The following is a 15,551-nucleotide window of genomic DNA, read 5'->3' as shown; positions in this document are numbered from 1 at the left end:
TACCTGTCTTAACCAGAGTTCCGGATCGGTTACCAAAGGCGAAATTAGAATCTGTTCCTTTGTATCGAAGAGAATACACTCTGGTTGTGTCGCTACAGTTTTGGTTTCGGTGATGAAGTCTGGTTGCCTGAGATATAGATCGGTAGTCTTGAGCCGATACTGTTACCAATTGGAGCGACTGACATAATGGGAAACAACATGATACGCCTTGTGATTTTGATCATTCTGTTGACTGGTTTACTGCCGGTGACATCAATTGCAACTGAGTGGGCTGGAGTTACAGGTTATGGACAGCAGGCGAATGCGCTATTCTTGATCGACCAGGAGTTCGAGACCGGTAGTTTATCATTGGATGAGAAGGTTTGTTTGCAGATCACTGCGATCAAGAATCCTGATAGCCTTCCCAGCCGGTTCATTTCACTTTCTATTTCGACCAACGTTGTGCCGATCCGATGTGGTACTCCAGTCCTTGACGATATACGCCGCGATTGGGATTATCTGTCAGCCGCGACAAGGGAGTACTTCGAAACCGCTTTTGCTCGCAAAGACACTGAGTTTAAATTTCAGTCGCCAAGCGGTTTTTTTTGGATGCATTACGATACAATCGGGACCGACTCAGTACCGCCCGCAGATAATGATTTCAGCGGTGTACCGGACTTCGTGGAGTGGTGTGCCGCCTACTGCGATTCCACTTACGATATGCATGTTGATCTTGGTTACTTGTTGCCGCCGAGTGATGGCACGCTTGGGGGAGACTCGCTCTATGATGTATATTTCGAGGAGACCGGTCTCTACGGTTATGCGATGCCCGAAGGTAATGGCCCTGAACCGTGGAACGACTTTTACAGCTATATGGTGCTCAATAACGATTTTCTCGATCCTAATTTCCCGGCCAACAATGATCCTGAAGGAAATCAGGCCGGAGCGGCCAAGGTGACCTGTGCCCATGAGTTTCATCATGCATGTCAGTATGCTTATGATGCGTCGGAGCCGAGTTGGATCAAAGAATGTGATGCGGTCTACTTTGAAGACATCGTTTTCGATGCTGTCGATGATAATTACCAGTACCTCGCGTCATTCTTCGCCGAACCTGAAAAGTCTATTCTGGATAATGGCAATCACGCCTACGGGAGTTTTGTCTGGCCGATGTTCCTGGCTGAGATGTTTGATACTTCTCTAATGGTGGCTATGTGGGAAGGGGCTATTTGGGATGACGCCTTTGTGGCTCTATCGGATACGCTTGAGGGCAGATATGGTTGGACAATTGACTCAGCTTTTACCGAATTTACGACCTGGAATTTCATGACCGCTACGAGAGATGACGGTTTGCATTATGAAGAGGGTTCTCAGTATCCGGCTGTCAATTTTGCCCGCAGCCACATTAGTTACCCCGTTTTGCTACAGACATCACCGAGAAATCCGGTTGGGTATGGTTCATGTTATGTTGAATTACTCCCCGGCAGCAGTACTGGTATTCTGGATATTTCTTTCAATGGTGATGATGGGCGGGAATGGTCAACAGTTGTTGTCAAATCTTCTGCTGAGAATGTGCATGATATTGAGAGGATTGTTCTTGATCCCGTATCCAAGCATGGAACCATCGAGATTCCATTGTTTGAGACATATACCCGTGTAGTATTGATAGGAGCCAACTTGTCTGAGTATTCGGAGGGAGCGTTTTTCAGTTATTCAGCCAGTATTCGTCAGCCCTATGAAGTTGTCTCTGAGATACTGACTACCGATTCCGCAGTATATTCTGGTGATACCCGGGAGTTTGAGTATCGGATTACGAACCCTTCGACAGTAAACGATTTCTATGGAGTTACAGGTTGGGATGCCTGTGGATGGATCGAATCTGATACGTTTAACATCCACCTGACATCGGGGCAAGATTCTGTCATTATGATTTCGGTACATCCGGAGCTGGGAACACCGCTGGACAGTCTTTCCTCTGTGATATTTAAGGTCTGGTCGCAGAATGATACATCTGTAGCGGATTCGCAGTTCACTGGGGCACGCACGGTTCTTTATCACGGCGATCTTAATTTCGATGGTCAGATAATTATTGGGGACTTGACTTACCTGGTAGCTTATCTATTCACTGGAGGACCCGAACCGCTGCCACATTATGACGCTGGTGACTTTGACTGTGTTAATAACCTCAATGTGGCTGATCTGACAGCTTTGGTCTCCCACCTTTTTCAGGGAGGAAGCGCTCCGCCCTGCAATCCATACTGAACACGACCATTTCTCTATTTCTTTCAACGTTTTTGTTGACAGTAATTCAATCAGCTGCTATCATAAATAGCTCATTAATACCTAACCTTTGTTTTGGATGTCACGGAAGACATTTGGGATAAAGGAGAGGGGGATATTATGAACGGTGGTTTTGAACCTAAGATACTGTTGTGTTGCGAGTGTAACGAAGAGTTTGCTTTCACAGCAGCAGCGCAACAGTATTTTGCTGAACGTGGCTACAAGGAAGACCCAAAACGGTGTAAGACCTGCCACATGCAGCACAAGAAGTTACAGCGGGATAACCGACGTTTCGGTGATCGGGAACAGCAAGCTCTGGTCCATCCTGCAGAATAGTGATGAAAGATAAAACCCCGGTGTGAAACACCGGGGTTTTTCATTTGAGCAACCAGGGAGGAAGTTGCCCATTGAGGTTGAGTTGCTATCCCTATCGGACCAGAGTCATTGTTTTAGTCTTACTGAACTCACCTGAGACCATACGATAAAAGTAGACCCCGGAAGCAATTTCCTGTCCGTGGTCATTAGTGCCGTTCCATACCACGGAATGGGTACCTTTAGATTTGGTTTCGTCCAGGAGCGTTGTTACCTTTTGGCCAAGCAGGTTGTATATATCGATTCTAACCTCGCTTGTGGCATCAAGGGCGAAATCGATTGTTGTGGAGGGGTTGAACGGATTAGGGTAGTTCTGTCCTAACGGGGCATTAGTCGGTAACTGGACAGGGTCATCGTCGTCAATATCCGCCGCGAAGCCCACTGTGAAATCAGCGGTCATTGTATCTGCTGATACGGATATATTATCAAGCTTGACGTAAGAAACACCGTCTTCGTATGAATCTGAACTGGGAGTGGTCAGGGCATCAAAAGTGCGCCGGTTCAGACCACCGGGGAAGGGATCACGGTCATCACCATGGTCTAGAGAAAGTTCGAGTTCCCATAGTCCGTCTGATTGCTCCAGGGCCACCTTGTAATGATTGGCCGCGTCCTGGCTTTCGCCATTATACCACTCTTGTGTGTTGTTGGATTTGGCATCATCAATGTGCCAGATGAGTAGTCCAGGTTCGGGCAGATAGCTGTCGAATCCGGTTTTCTGACGATTTTCTACCAGGAAATACTCATCACCTGATCCGCCGCCTGTCCAGAGACGATAAATATCACCAGTTGTCTCGACCAATCTCACGGGGTGGTCATTACTATTGGCCGAGATAACCGTTGCTGTCGCGAAACCCATTTGGATACGAGTCCAGGCACACGGATGTGCTGGTGAACCGCCCAGGCCGTTCGGTCCCAGCCAGCTTCCGTAGGACATAATACCCCATTTGCCAATGCCGCGGGAGGATCCGTCGATATCGTATAGGTCTGGCAATCCGAAGAAACCATGCCCGAGTTCGTGAGCGTAGACCCCGATAGTCATATCATCGGGGTTGGCCCAATATTCCGGCTGTACCGTGTAGCTTGAGATGTAGACGCCGTCTTTCAGGCGCGGATTAATGCCCCACTTGTGGGACCAGATGTCAGTGTCTTGGCCAGTGTACTCGGCCCCGGAACCAGTATGAACGATAACCACAAGATCAACGAAGTCGTCACCATCATTGTCGTAATTGCTGAAATCCACGACTCCGTCCACAGCATCGACGATGTCCTCACAAAGCTTTTGAGTATTGTTCGGATAGGCACCGGTACCGTTCTCGTTGTTAACGTAGTATTCATAAGTCTGTGGTGCTTCGGTCCAGCCAATGGTCGAAGGTAGATCGACCGTAACCATGTCCAATTGGCCAAAGGATATCTCGTCATAGTATGTTCTGACGGTGGAGCCAACGGAGTCGAACATGAGAGAATCAAAGAAGTCGGCCGATACCGAACTCACTTGATCGCTGAATTTGACCAGCAAACATAAGGCGCGGACTTCGCCGGTTAGGGTCGGTGTTCCGTCAGAAGCTGATTTCGACAGTGACCGCTCATTGGGTTTGTGGCGATCAGGCGAATCAACGCCACGCGCACGAATCTCATCGGCGTGTGTTACGAAGTAAGGTGCTACCACCTTTCCGGCTGCAATATCATCCCGCAATTGCGGATGAGGAGGGGAAGCATCTACCGTTGCTATGGCGACGATCCAACTCAATATGAGTACCGCCGTGATGATTTTTGATGGTGCGAGTATCTGTTTCATTTCAACCTCCCTGAGGAAGAGTGCTCCTGATCTTCAACAGATCAGGGCAGTGTTTCAATTTCTCTATAGGGATCATCGCAAACGTGGTGCCGGTAGCCCACGGTTGTCGTAAGTAGCTGTTGTGTTTGCACATAAGAGAAGCCGCCGGACGATGAACGTCCGGCGGCCATTGGGTAAAAGGGTATGACAATGGGGAGGTTCCCATAGTCTGATGGTACGCTAAGCTAGAAGAATACGCCTGTCGAAACGGACACGTTAAGACCGTTGCTTGAAGACGCAGAAAACGATTTGCCGGTTACAGCAGCGGCATCAATATAAAATCCTCCTAAGTTTAATCCGGCACCGAAGGAGAAGGCTGTGGTTTTGCTGCCGCCGGTGGCGAATCCGGTTCTGAGGGGTAGGTTACTCAACAAACCAGAATACTCCAGTCCGGCTGCAAGGCGCGGTTTCTTTGATGCACCAGCTGCTCGGCGAAAGCCTTGTTCCCAATCAACCGCCCACACCAATTTACCCGAAGTATTGGCTATGCCAACATTCATTACTGCCGGCAGGCTGGTAGAGAACCCTGTAATATCATTGCTGTAGTCATCGGAGACAACGTAGTCCTCATCCATGTTGTCTGCTGTCATGGTGTCGAAGCTGAACATATATCCATGCTCCTCGGTACCCGAGTTCCACGATATGGTGCTGAGAACATTCTTCGTCCGAACTCCAATAGTGTAGCTGTCGCTGAGCTGCATGGCTGCCCCGAGATCGAGTGCATAACCGGAGCCTCCTGTGGCAGTGCGAGCGATAAGGTGTCCTTCGCCGGCGAATCCGGTCTCATGGGTAGCCATCAGACCCTCGATCTCGACTACTTCCTCCATGCCCAGGCCACGAATGTACTTGGCGGTGGCTCCTACAGTCAGTTGCCGTGAGCCCCAGGTGTAGATCGGTAGTCCATAGGAAACACCTGCGGCAACATAGCCGACGGCATCGGAGTAGGATCCGGCAACATCGATGGTATCCCCAAATGTGTTACCGTTGAGCATCAGGTCGATGATATCCTTACCGAGACTGACATCAGCCTGACCGACGCCCGATAACGAAAAGGCAAACGAGCCAAACGATAGAGAAACAGCAGAGGCTTCAATATCAGCCGAGATCGTTAGACCTTCATCCGGGATGCGATCCAACAGGTAATCCTTGTCATCGTTTGTTAGAACCGCGCCGGTGTAGTTATTGTAATCATCAAGACTGAATGAATTGTTACTGACATTGGCACCCAGGCCAACTATTTCCAGACTCCGTCTCTGATTACCATCGAACCCGAGGTTGGCCGGATTGTAGCGATAGGCGTCAACGCCCGCTGCCAGGGATGTAAATGCTCCGCCCATTGCTACCGAGCGAGCCGAGGATTGGCTGGCCGCCAGCAGAGGCGCGTTCACTGTCGGTAGTATCAGAAATGCCAGAGCAAGACAAACGGCGTACCGACGAATCGAGTGTTGTTTCTTCATATATTCAATCATGACGGCCTCCTTTAGAATTCACCGTCGAACAGGTATTCGACTTCAATGCGGCCGATCACGGTGATGTAATCATCCTCCATGAGTTTGACCGCCTGCCCGTCAGAGCCGTGCAGAACTATCTCAGAACCGATATACAGGGTATCGTTTTCGAGGACTTTGATCTGATCGCTATCCAGTGATATTATTTGTTCCGGCGTTGAGGCGACATCAATTACGATACCATCAAGGTTGGTTGCGGCGGCATCAACATAGAGCGAGTCGATAGTGAGCTGGGCATTCTCTGCATTGAGGTTAAGAGAATCACCATCGAGGTAAATATTCACATGAGCGCCGATTGGCAGATGGTTTATCAGTCGATAAACCAGACGACCCTCGACGAAGTGATCGGTAATAGCGTCGATATCACTTTGATCAATGGTCTCGGACTCGACGTCGATGTCGATCGTCGACTCATTGATTATCATTTCCAGGGGAGCTTCGATCCTGACACTGGCAAATACATAGTCGTCGCTGGAAATAGTCCCCGTGTAAGCTTCATCCCCAAACGTTACTGTTCCAGAAGCCTCGATGTGGGTAGGAAGGGGAGAGAGGAAGTCGGCTATCTCGCTATTGGTTACCTCGGTCGTGACACTGGTTGCCAACCCGCGAGGGCTAATATCACCGCCCATAACCAGAATCTTGTCGTTGTTCCCGGTGAGCTGGATGCTAACTTGGCCGGGGAGATCAATACCGTTCTCAATTATAAGCGTCACAGTGGCATTGACGAGCTCTATATTTTCAAATCCGGTTGGGACGTCGATATCTTCGGAGATACCGTCAAATGTTGCCGAGACTGCCTCGAATCGGCCTGTAACTGAGCCGAAGACCAGGTTAGTCAAGTTCGCAGTGACTGCAATGGAATCGTATTGAGATACTGTACGCTGCTCCATTCCTGAACCCTCTATGGCTAAGTCAACTTCAAGACTCAGTTCCTGAGGCACGGTACTTGATTGAGGTACCAATTGATATCCAGCTAGATTCTGATTTACGATCACAGTCTGGGAAGCCGGTACTGCTACCGGACCGACCGTCAGTAGGACACCAGCGCCGCTGAGAATGTCGGGCACAGAAACAGTTAGGTTGGCGTCCAATGGCGTTTCATTGGTCAGACTTAGCGACAGAGTCCCGGATGCCAGACTGGCAGTGTCTATCCGATCATCCTCAGCCAAAGCAACGCTTGTTGACTGGAAAAGACTCAAACCAGGAATCTGAGCCGTGGCCGACGTCACCTGCAATGTATCGCTGAAGGTAATTTCGGTGCTCAAATAACGCGTTGAAACAGCTGTGACTGTTCCCTCGAAAGTGTTGAAGGACGAAACGATAATTACATCACTGGGAACCGTCTTCCCTGCCAGGTCCAGCGGAATCACGACACTATTGCCGCTTGACACAGTTGGATTATGGGTTCCGGAAGTGATGAGGGCGTCAGTGGTGCCGTCAACCAACTCAATGGTAATTGAGTTAAAGGCTGTACCCAGGCCGTTTTCGATAGTCACATCCATTCGACCAGTAGAGAAAACCGCCGCAGTAAAGGTACTGATAGCCGGCATGTCGAATGTCACTTCAAAAGTAGCCTCTGGTACTACACCTGTGTCTCCGGGGGGATTTGCGGGCAAACCCGTGATTTCGCTAAGGCTGATAGAGACCGGTGCCACAGAAGGTGGGTCAATATCTATTGGTCCCAGTTGTTTGCCCAGATTGTATGACAGGTCGTCGGTTGACAAGTTATCCTGATCAAGAGATACCGTGTCCAACTCTTCTGTAATACTGAACGTCACCACACCCGAATCACCGATAGCAAGATTGTCCTCGCCGATTTTTTCGACGATCTCATCCATCTGGTATGTGCGGTTGATCAAGGGGACTACAACCTGGGTTTGCCAGGATGGAGCCTCAGGTTTGTTCACTGTACACTGAGTCAGAGTCAGCAGTACGACGAATACGATGCCGCTGAGTAAGGTTTTGGCGGTTGCCTTAAATAGAAACGTCTGATAGAAGGGATCAGAACTATCGCGTCCCGAACGTCTTCGATTTGGTGTCATTATACACCCCCACGGCTTTGGGTTTCATTTTGTCTCACAGGCTCGGAGTGCAAAGGAAGTGCCGCCTTCAAGTCGTCGGGTTAAGCTTGTGTGGGAGTACTGGTTAATGTGTCGTGGTGGGTATTCGCGAAGCAGGAATAGACGAGTCGATGTGTATCGAGTGAGGGGTAGATCCCATATTGTGTTGTTTGCTGTATTTCAGTATATTGTCTCCAAGGAGAACTGATATGGGAATGCCAAAATATGACCGCCTGCTGCATATCCTCAACCTGTTGCGGTCCCGGAAGAATCTCAATGCCACCAGCCTGGCCAAAGAGTGCGGTGTAACCGAACGATCTATTTACCGCGATATCTTGGCTCTGTCAGAAGCCAATGTCCCAATTTACTATGACAACGGATACAAGCTGGCTTCCAGTAATTTTCTTCCCCCTCTGAATTTTGATCTGGATGAATACCAATGCCTCCGTCTGGCTCTTGAATCAAGTCCCTTGAAGCAGACCGACAAGTACTCCAAGCTGATTAACCTGATAGCGGCCAAGGTCGAGGCCGGGCTTCCTGAGGCTGTGCGCATGGAGAAGAAGTTCTCGCCCCCGACGACTCACGTTTCAATTGCAACTTCAGTAGCTCAGGATCAGGAAGAGGCGTTTTTTGAGACCATTGAGGGGGCCATAAGTCGATACCGCTGTCTTGATATGAATTATGAGGGTATCAGTTCCGGAACGACACACCGTATTGTCGAACCATATTTCATGATTTTCCGTGGGCGCGCCTTTTACTTTGTTGCTTATTGTCGTCTTCGCGATGACTTCCGTACTTTTCGTGTTGATAGAATTACGGATTTGACCGTGACCGACGATGAATTCAAACTGCGAACAAATGTTAACGCTGAGACCTATTTCGATGGCAGTTGGGAGCTTTACAGTGGGGAGCCGGTCGAAGTAGTAGCTCGCCTTACCGGTGCCGCTGCCAGAGTTGTTCTTACCAGTACACATCACCCGGATGAGATCGTCGAGAAAACCGACGAAGGGAAGGTTATCTATCGTGTTGTGACACGGGGGATAGAGGAGATTCAGCGCTGGTTGCTTGGTTTTGGAAGTGAAGTGGAGGTGTTGGAGCCACAGGAATTACGAGACTCGATGCGCCAGGTGGGGGAGGAGTTGGTCAAGTCATACGCCGCTGACCGGCAACGTTGATTCCGATCAGCACTGCCTGCTTCTACAGGTCTGTGTATATCTATGCTTCTGTCGCCACAACGCCAGCAACTCATCTAAATCCTTGACAACCTGTATTCCCTTCTTGCTATAATAAAAGTAACCCTTATCGGGAGGCAAATAATGAAACTCAATGTCAAAGCATTCGCACTGACGTGTGGGCTGGTCTGGGGATGTGGTCTGCTATGTATTACTTGGTGGATCATGCTCTTTGAAGGGGTAAGCTGTGACCAGACTCTCATCGGCCAGGTTTACCGCGGGTATGACATCAGTCCCGTTGGAAGTCTTGTCGGATTGCTATGGGGGTTGGTTGATGGGTTCATCGGTGGCGCCATATTCGCCTGGCTCTATAACAGGTTGGCCGGAAAGATGGTTTGATCGCAAGCTAGTTAAGGGGGTGTTTCACGTGTATATGAAAATGTGTTATGTAATGGTCTTTCCCTGATAATTCCTTGACAATCTTCGCAGGAAAACGATATTATTAGCCAAGTTTGTGATAATTTTCTCAAGCCTGGGACCTCATGGGTCTTGGATCAGGCTTGGTGTAAGCATACTGGAAGCGTTAAGTGAAGACTACTAAGGCTGACATGAGTGTGAATAATCTTGACGTGGCCACTTTCGCTGAGCTGTCTTTCCCCTTTTCTGCATTGGTTTGTTCAAATGCACTTTGATCGAAATGGGGTTATTTTTGTCCGGGTATCTGTTGGAACATGAAATAATGTAGTCTACTTGATATGGAGGAAACGATGGGTGTACTGCAAATTCTGAGCTACCTATCAGTCTTCTTTTTTGTTACCGCGCTGGCCGCGAAAATGCGTAAAATCGCCAAGATGCCGGTCCATCTTCGCTGGGACCTGTATCCCATACCCCATGAAAAGGGCAAGGGCCATTATGGCGGGTCATATTTCGAAGAAGTAGACTGGTGGAAGAAACCGAAGAATTTCTCCATGCTCAGTGAATTGATAGAGATGGGCAAAGAGATAATATTCGTTCACTCGGTATTTAAAAACAACCGATCATTGTGGTATTTCTCGTTTCCATTCCATCTGGGTATGTATAGTTTGTGTGCGTTTGCCGGCCTGCTGATTTTCGGGGCTATCCTTGGAGCAGTAGGTATCGAAGTTTCTGCGACGTCACCAGGCTTCCTGGCGCTCCTGGTTCATTTCGCCACGTTTCTTGTCGGCACAACCGGTTTGATGCTCTCTGCGTTGGGTGCAATTGGTTTGCTTTTTCAGCGCCTGACCAATTATGAGCTACACGCCGCCTCGGTAAGGAGCGACTACGTCAACTTGCTGTTCATTTTGGCGGTGGTTGTGGCGGGATTGGTCTCCTGGGCCACGGTCGATCCGACGTACGCTATCTTGCGCGGCTACATTCAAGACTTGATCACATTCAGTGCGGCCGCACCATTACCGGGTGCAATTACCGTCTTTCTCTGGCTCTTTGTGGGGCTGATGTTCTATTTCCCGTTTACCCACATGACTCACATGGTCGGCAAATACTTCACGTATCACATGGTACGCTGGGAGGACGAGCCGAATTCGCCGGGTAGTGAGATTGAGAAATCCGTAACTGACTGCCTCCAACACCATGTTACCTGGTCCGCCCCCCACATCAAGACTGGCGGCACCTGGGCTGAAGCCGCGACTGCCACCGAGGAGGATCTCAAGAATGAGTAAGAAGAAGGTTTCTCTCAAGGACTTCAGCCATAAACCAGGGCGCCTGGTTGACATTGATGGGTCGGGGTTTCTTCCTTTACCTCCGCCATATGACAAACTGGATTTGGAGCCAAAGATAAAGGAACTCTCGGAGGAAGCGCAGAAAAAATATGAGTGCGACCTGGATGGTTTCACCGGATATAAGCTCCCACGTCCTGAGACCGAAGAGGAGAAGCGCAAGCTTATAGAAAAATTCCTGAAGGGTTTAAAGAAGCTCTTTGATAGCGAGAACAACTGGACATTCCAGCAGATACTTTTTCTCACTATGGAGTTCTGTGCGAAATGCCAGACTTGTTCGGCGGCTTGTCCTATCTACAACGAGTCCGGTAAGGAGGACATCTATAGGCCAACGTTCCGCTCTGATATCCTGCGCCGCCTTTACAAGAAATATGTCAAGACGGGTGGGAAGTTCTTTGCCAAAGTATCGGGTAACGATATTGACGTTACCTGGACGATGCTCGCACGGCTGATGGAGCTGTCCTATCGCTGTACGATCTGTCGTCGATGTGCTCAGACCTGTCCGATCGGAGTCGATAACGCTTTGGTGACGCGCGAGATTCGCAAGATATTCAGTCAGGAGTTGGGTATTACCGTCGCACCGCTACACGAGAAGGGATCGGTACAGCAACTTCGGGTGGGATCATCCACCGGCATGTCGGCCGAACCATTCCTGGATAATATTGAGTTCCTTGAAGAGGAAGTTGAAGAGCGGACCGGGATGAAATTCAAGTGGCCGATGGACGTGGCAGGGGCTGATATTCTCCTGATGCACAATGCCGGCGAGTTCCTGGCCTGGCCAGAAAACCCCGAAGCTTTTGCTATCATTATGGAGGTCGCCGGTCTAAGCTGGACTCTGTCGAGTGAAGCGCTCGGTTATGACAGTGTCAACTACGGTGTCTGGTACGATGATGTCCAGTTCGCCAAGGTGGCCCTGAAACATGCCCAGGCGGCCAAAAAGCTGGGTGTCAAAAAGATCGTTCTCGGTGAATGCGGCCATGCTCACAAGGCGTTGACCGTCATTGCCGATCGCGTTCTGGTTGGAGATCTCAACATTCCGCGCGAGAGTTCGATGACTTTGCTGCGAGAACTCATTCAAAGCGGTCGCATAAAGGTCGACCCTTCGCGCAACGACGACATCATGACGACTATGCACGACCCCTGCAATCTTGTCCGCTTGATGGGTGTTGTAAAACCCCAAAGAGATGTTCTGAAGGCGGTGTGTAATAACTTCCGTGAGATGGCCCCGTATGGCGTTGAGAACTACTGCTGTGGCGGTGGCAGCGGGTTTGCCATCACCCAGGACCTCAACTTCCCCAGTTTCAGGGAGAACCTCTCGGGACGGGCCAAGATGCGACAGATATTGGATGTCTTTCAGGATGTTATCGGACCGGAGCAGAAGAAATATGTCTGCGCTCCTTGTTCCAACTGTAAGGGAGCAATTCGTGACATGTTTGCTTCTTATGATGTATTTGACAAGTGCAATATCCTGTATGGCGGCCTGGTGGAGTTGGTGGTCAATGCGATGGTCGATATCGACAAACCATTCCTCGAGTGGGAATGGCATTAGGCGCAGCTGCCTGAGTTCTACAGGAACCAGACTACGAAAGCCGAGGGTGGACACGCCGCCCTCGGCTTATTTATTAATATCCTCTCCGGAATAACCTACTGCCTTTCGTTCACACGTTTTCATCTGAAACGGCCTAAAAATGGATTGACGTACAAGCGGTCATATCATATACTAGTATAGAACACCTCTGCACCTGCCAACGTTGATACAATCCATGTTCTGCAAGGTAGAGTAAAATGAAGAAAAGATATCTACTGCTGCTGGCCTTGACCCTTCTGCTTTCCGGCACCGCTACGATTTGGGCAGAGCCCCCTGGTATTACCGAGGCTGATACCTGCTATGCCAGTTTTGACCTCAACGGTGATGGTTATGCACCGACAATCGGTGATATGGTTATGTTGATCAGATACTGGAATGAAGGGATTCCAGCTATCGAGCCTCTTTATCAGGCCGACCTCACCGGCGATTGCGTGATTGATGGTAACGATCTCGAAGCGCTTAACTGCTTTTTCATACACGGTATCGTACCCTGTTTTCCAATCTGGCCTGTACCTACCTGCTGTGAACCGGACACGGTTGTTGGTGCTTGTTGCCTTGGAGACTCTTGCTCAATCCGTTCCTCAGAACACTGTGCTGATATTGGCGGGGAGTACTTGGGTGATTTCACGTCGTGTTACCCGGAGAATCTGTGTCTCTGCTGTAAGGGTATTCGCGGTAATGTTGATGCCGATCCTGAGGATCTGATCAATGTTGCCGACCTGACGTACCTTGTTGCTTTCTTATTCGTATGCGGATTCCCCGACTGTGAAGATGAAGAGAATGTCAATGGTCTGCTCGGCCCTGGAGGTAATCCGACTGATATCGCAGATTTGACGTATCTGGTTGCTTACTTGTTCAACGGCGGTCCCTCGCCACCGTTATGCCCATAAATTTGGATTCAGTAGGTCAGGACCCTTTGCGGTCCTAACAATTCGAGAAGGGGGATTCGCTAAGAGGGTTCCGCCCTACAAGATTGACAATCTGGATGGCGGAACACCTAAGACGGTATCTACAAGACTGATGTATACAGATTATAATATTGGGGATGCCCAAACCTGACGGTATACACGGGATCAAAAAGCCCCGAACCCTGGCATGTTTGACAAGAGGACGCCGCCGATGACGGTCAGGAAGCGTGCTCGTCGAACTTCGTCCAGTAGGGTTCGGACAGTTTGTAGGGAATGAAATCCCCGGTCGCATCCGCAGGCACAATGATACCCATCTCTTCAGCGAAGTCGAAAATCTGTGTGATGTCGACGCGTGAACCGAGTTTCAGTTCTGCATACTCCTCATCACCAGGTGCCCATTTTCCATCCTTCTTGCCCACAGCGCCGATGTGCTCCTTGCACACAGTGTACAGGAATTGCTGGATGGAATGCTGATTGTACGGATACCAATCAATTTTTGGCTGCGGCATTTCCATAGTGGCGCCGAGCGTGATCTCGTACTTGAAATACTTGTAGCTGGCTGTATCCATATTGGATATGTCGGAAACTATATTCTTTTTCGCAACATAAACTTACGAATTACAATCACCTCAATTGTGCCCCGAAAACCAGCCAGTCAGGCCACAATGCCTCACTGGCAGTCCTGTAGGGGAGCACCTCCGAGGAACATATAGGCTACCAGCACAGTAATGTCTGTGATGTTCACCTCTCCGTCGCAATTGAGGTCACCCGGTGGATATGTCACGCCCTCGGTGAGAACCAACGTTATCGCGATCTGGTCCGCATCAAGAACGGTCCCTGGGGTAACATCGACAATATCCACATATCCCTGGTATGTTCCGGCAGGCAAAGTGTCGGCATACACGACAAACACGATATCGGTGGGGGTAGTAAAGCCTACCGTGAACGGACTGTCGATGACGATGAATGACTCGGTCGGCGTAAGGTCAAAATTAATCGGGTCGCCGCTTGACGAGAAGTGGACTGTGAATGTACCTGCTGGGATCTGACCGAGAGGGGCTTCTACAACCTTCGAAGTGGGCGAGGCAAACAAGGTGTCGGGAAGCTGAGTGTCGTAGTACTCGACCACAGGACGAAAGAGCCTACCACCTTTCACAATGGCAATCTGCCACAACCCCGGACGATTGACAAACTGTGGTACAATATCTCCGGTCCCAAATCCATCACGATAGTATGTCAAGTTGAAGTACTCGTGGCGACCTGGGAAATGGGTGGTTCCATTGAGATCAATGCCCATGAGAAGGCTTGTGTCGGGAGTCAGGTCGTCAGCCATGAGTACGCTAAAGTCGGTGCTATAAGTGGCACCACCCCACTCGAATACCGAGTTCGATCCGGCACCATAATGAATAAAGGGCAAGTACACTCCTTCTACATCTTCCATAAACACCGTGACCACAGGCATGATGACAGTTGTCACTCCCTCGGGAATGCCGAGCATCCTGGGCATGAAGACAGTATCTTCCCAAGACTGAGGATAAGGATATGAACCTGTGTCATCACAATTGAGTGGTGGTCCACCCCCGAAGTAGAAATTACTAAACCATGCGGCATCACCGATTGTGACACCTGTAATGCCGTCACAATCGGCGTTTTCGAGGTTGATTGGCGGATCCATCGCATTGCCCCGCAGATATTCAAACTGATAAATCCAGTCCAGGATATTAACTGTAGTATCGTCGTTGGCATTTCCGCACAATTGACCGAATGAGGGAGAGGCCAACACGAGGCACATAAGTAACGCAATAATTCCTGACTTGTACATGTGAACTCCTTCCACTGGACGTACGCAGACGGATGATATCACCGAATGTGCACAGCTAAGTGAATATTATAGATACGATGTTATCACTAAATAATACAAAAAAGGGAACAATCTGTCAATAGCTGATCGCGAATGCAGCTTGTCCGTATCCACATGTACAAGAAGGTAATATCTTTAGAAGTGTGTAAAAGACAAAAGGTGTATCCTAGAGTTTTCAATGACCCACAAAGGAGACACCTAATGCCTTATCGAGAATTGAATTTCGACAGTCACA

The 15,551-nt window shown here is 49.4% G+C and carries 12 protein-coding genes; 7 read left to right on the top strand and 5 right to left on the bottom strand.

Features of this window, described 5'->3' with window-relative positions; all coding sequences use genetic code 11:
* Positions 1-198 precede the first annotated feature (198 nt).
* Together KOO62_00060 and KOO62_00055 are read left to right on the top strand one after the other, a co-directional pair.
* Positions 199-2,238, top strand: a complete 2,040-nt coding sequence (locus tag KOO62_00060; GenBank protein ID MBU8932375.1) for a hypothetical protein — start codon at positions 199-201, stop codon at positions 2,236-2,238.
* Between the two features lie 138 nt (positions 2,239-2,376).
* On the top strand, positions 2,377-2,592 hold the full coding sequence (locus tag KOO62_00055) for a zinc-ribbon domain-containing protein (GenBank protein MBU8932374.1): 216 nt from the start codon (positions 2,377-2,379) through the stop codon (positions 2,590-2,592).
* Between the two features lie 91 nt (positions 2,593-2,683).
* Here the strand turns inward: KOO62_00055 and KOO62_00050 are convergent, their stop codons facing one another.
* The 3 genes from KOO62_00050 to KOO62_00040 all read right to left on the bottom strand — a co-directional run bounded on the left by KOO62_00050 (position 2,684) and on the right by KOO62_00040 (position 8,012).
* Entirely contained in the window at positions 2,684-4,423 is a 1,740-nt protein-coding gene (locus KOO62_00050) for a M6 family metalloprotease domain-containing protein (protein MBU8932373.1), read from the bottom strand.
* A gap of 224 nt (positions 4,424-4,647) precedes the next feature.
* Complete coding sequence (locus KOO62_00045; GenBank protein ID MBU8932372.1) at positions 4,648-5,931, bottom strand: hypothetical protein; 1,284 nt, start codon at positions 5,929-5,931, stop codon at positions 4,648-4,650.
* 11 nt (positions 5,932-5,942) lie between these two features.
* Positions 5,943-8,012, bottom strand: a complete 2,070-nt coding sequence (locus KOO62_00040) for a hypothetical protein (protein ID MBU8932371.1) — start codon at positions 8,010-8,012, stop codon at positions 5,943-5,945.
* A 227-nt stretch (positions 8,013-8,239) separates the two neighbouring features.
* Here KOO62_00040 and KOO62_00035 point away from each other — a divergent pair, with 227 nt between their 5' ends.
* The 5 genes from KOO62_00035 (at position 8,240) to KOO62_00015 (ending at position 13,437) form a co-directional block, all read left to right on the top strand.
* Positions 8,240-9,205 (top strand): YafY family transcriptional regulator, encoded by a 966-nt coding sequence (locus KOO62_00035; protein MBU8932370.1) that lies wholly within the window; start codon positions 8,240-8,242, stop codon positions 9,203-9,205.
* Between the two features lie 141 nt (positions 9,206-9,346).
* The gene (locus tag KOO62_00030) at positions 9,347-9,601 is read left to right on the top strand and encodes a bacteriophage holin (protein ID MBU8932369.1); all 255 of its coding nucleotides are present in this window, start codon (positions 9,347-9,349) and stop codon (positions 9,599-9,601) included.
* A gap of 368 nt (positions 9,602-9,969) precedes the next feature.
* The gene (locus KOO62_00025; protein ID MBU8932368.1) at positions 9,970-10,902 is read left to right on the top strand and encodes a respiratory nitrate reductase subunit gamma; all 933 of its coding nucleotides are present in this window, start codon (positions 9,970-9,972) and stop codon (positions 10,900-10,902) included.
* Positions 10,895-12,508 (top strand): (Fe-S)-binding protein, encoded by a 1,614-nt coding sequence (locus KOO62_00020; protein MBU8932367.1) that lies wholly within the window; start codon positions 10,895-10,897, stop codon positions 12,506-12,508. Before KOO62_00025 ends, KOO62_00020 begins: the two co-directional genes overlap by 8 nt.
* A 236-nt stretch (positions 12,509-12,744) precedes the next feature.
* Positions 12,745-13,437 (top strand): hypothetical protein, encoded by a 693-nt coding sequence (locus KOO62_00015; protein ID MBU8932366.1) that lies wholly within the window; start codon positions 12,745-12,747, stop codon positions 13,435-13,437.
* A 236-nt stretch (positions 13,438-13,673) separates the two neighbouring features.
* Here KOO62_00015 and KOO62_00010 read toward each other — a convergent pair whose 3' ends face one another.
* A complete protein-coding gene (locus KOO62_00010) occupies positions 13,674-14,024 on the bottom strand; it encodes a hypothetical protein (GenBank protein MBU8932365.1) in 351 nt (116 codons plus the stop codon).
* Between the two features lie 101 nt (positions 14,025-14,125).
* Positions 14,126-15,277 carry a hypothetical protein gene (locus KOO62_00005; GenBank protein ID MBU8932364.1) on the bottom strand — a complete coding sequence of 384 codons (1,152 nt, stop codon included), beginning with the start codon at positions 15,275-15,277 and terminating at the stop codon, positions 14,126-14,128.
* Between the last annotated feature and the right edge of the window lie 274 nt (positions 15,278-15,551).

It is taken from the genome of Candidatus Zixiibacteriota bacterium, from assembly GCA_019038695.1.
Classification (GTDB): Bacteria; Zixibacteria; MSB-5A5; order GN15; family FEB-12; genus B120-G9.
This window is presented reverse-complemented; position numbering and strand designations above follow the sequence as displayed.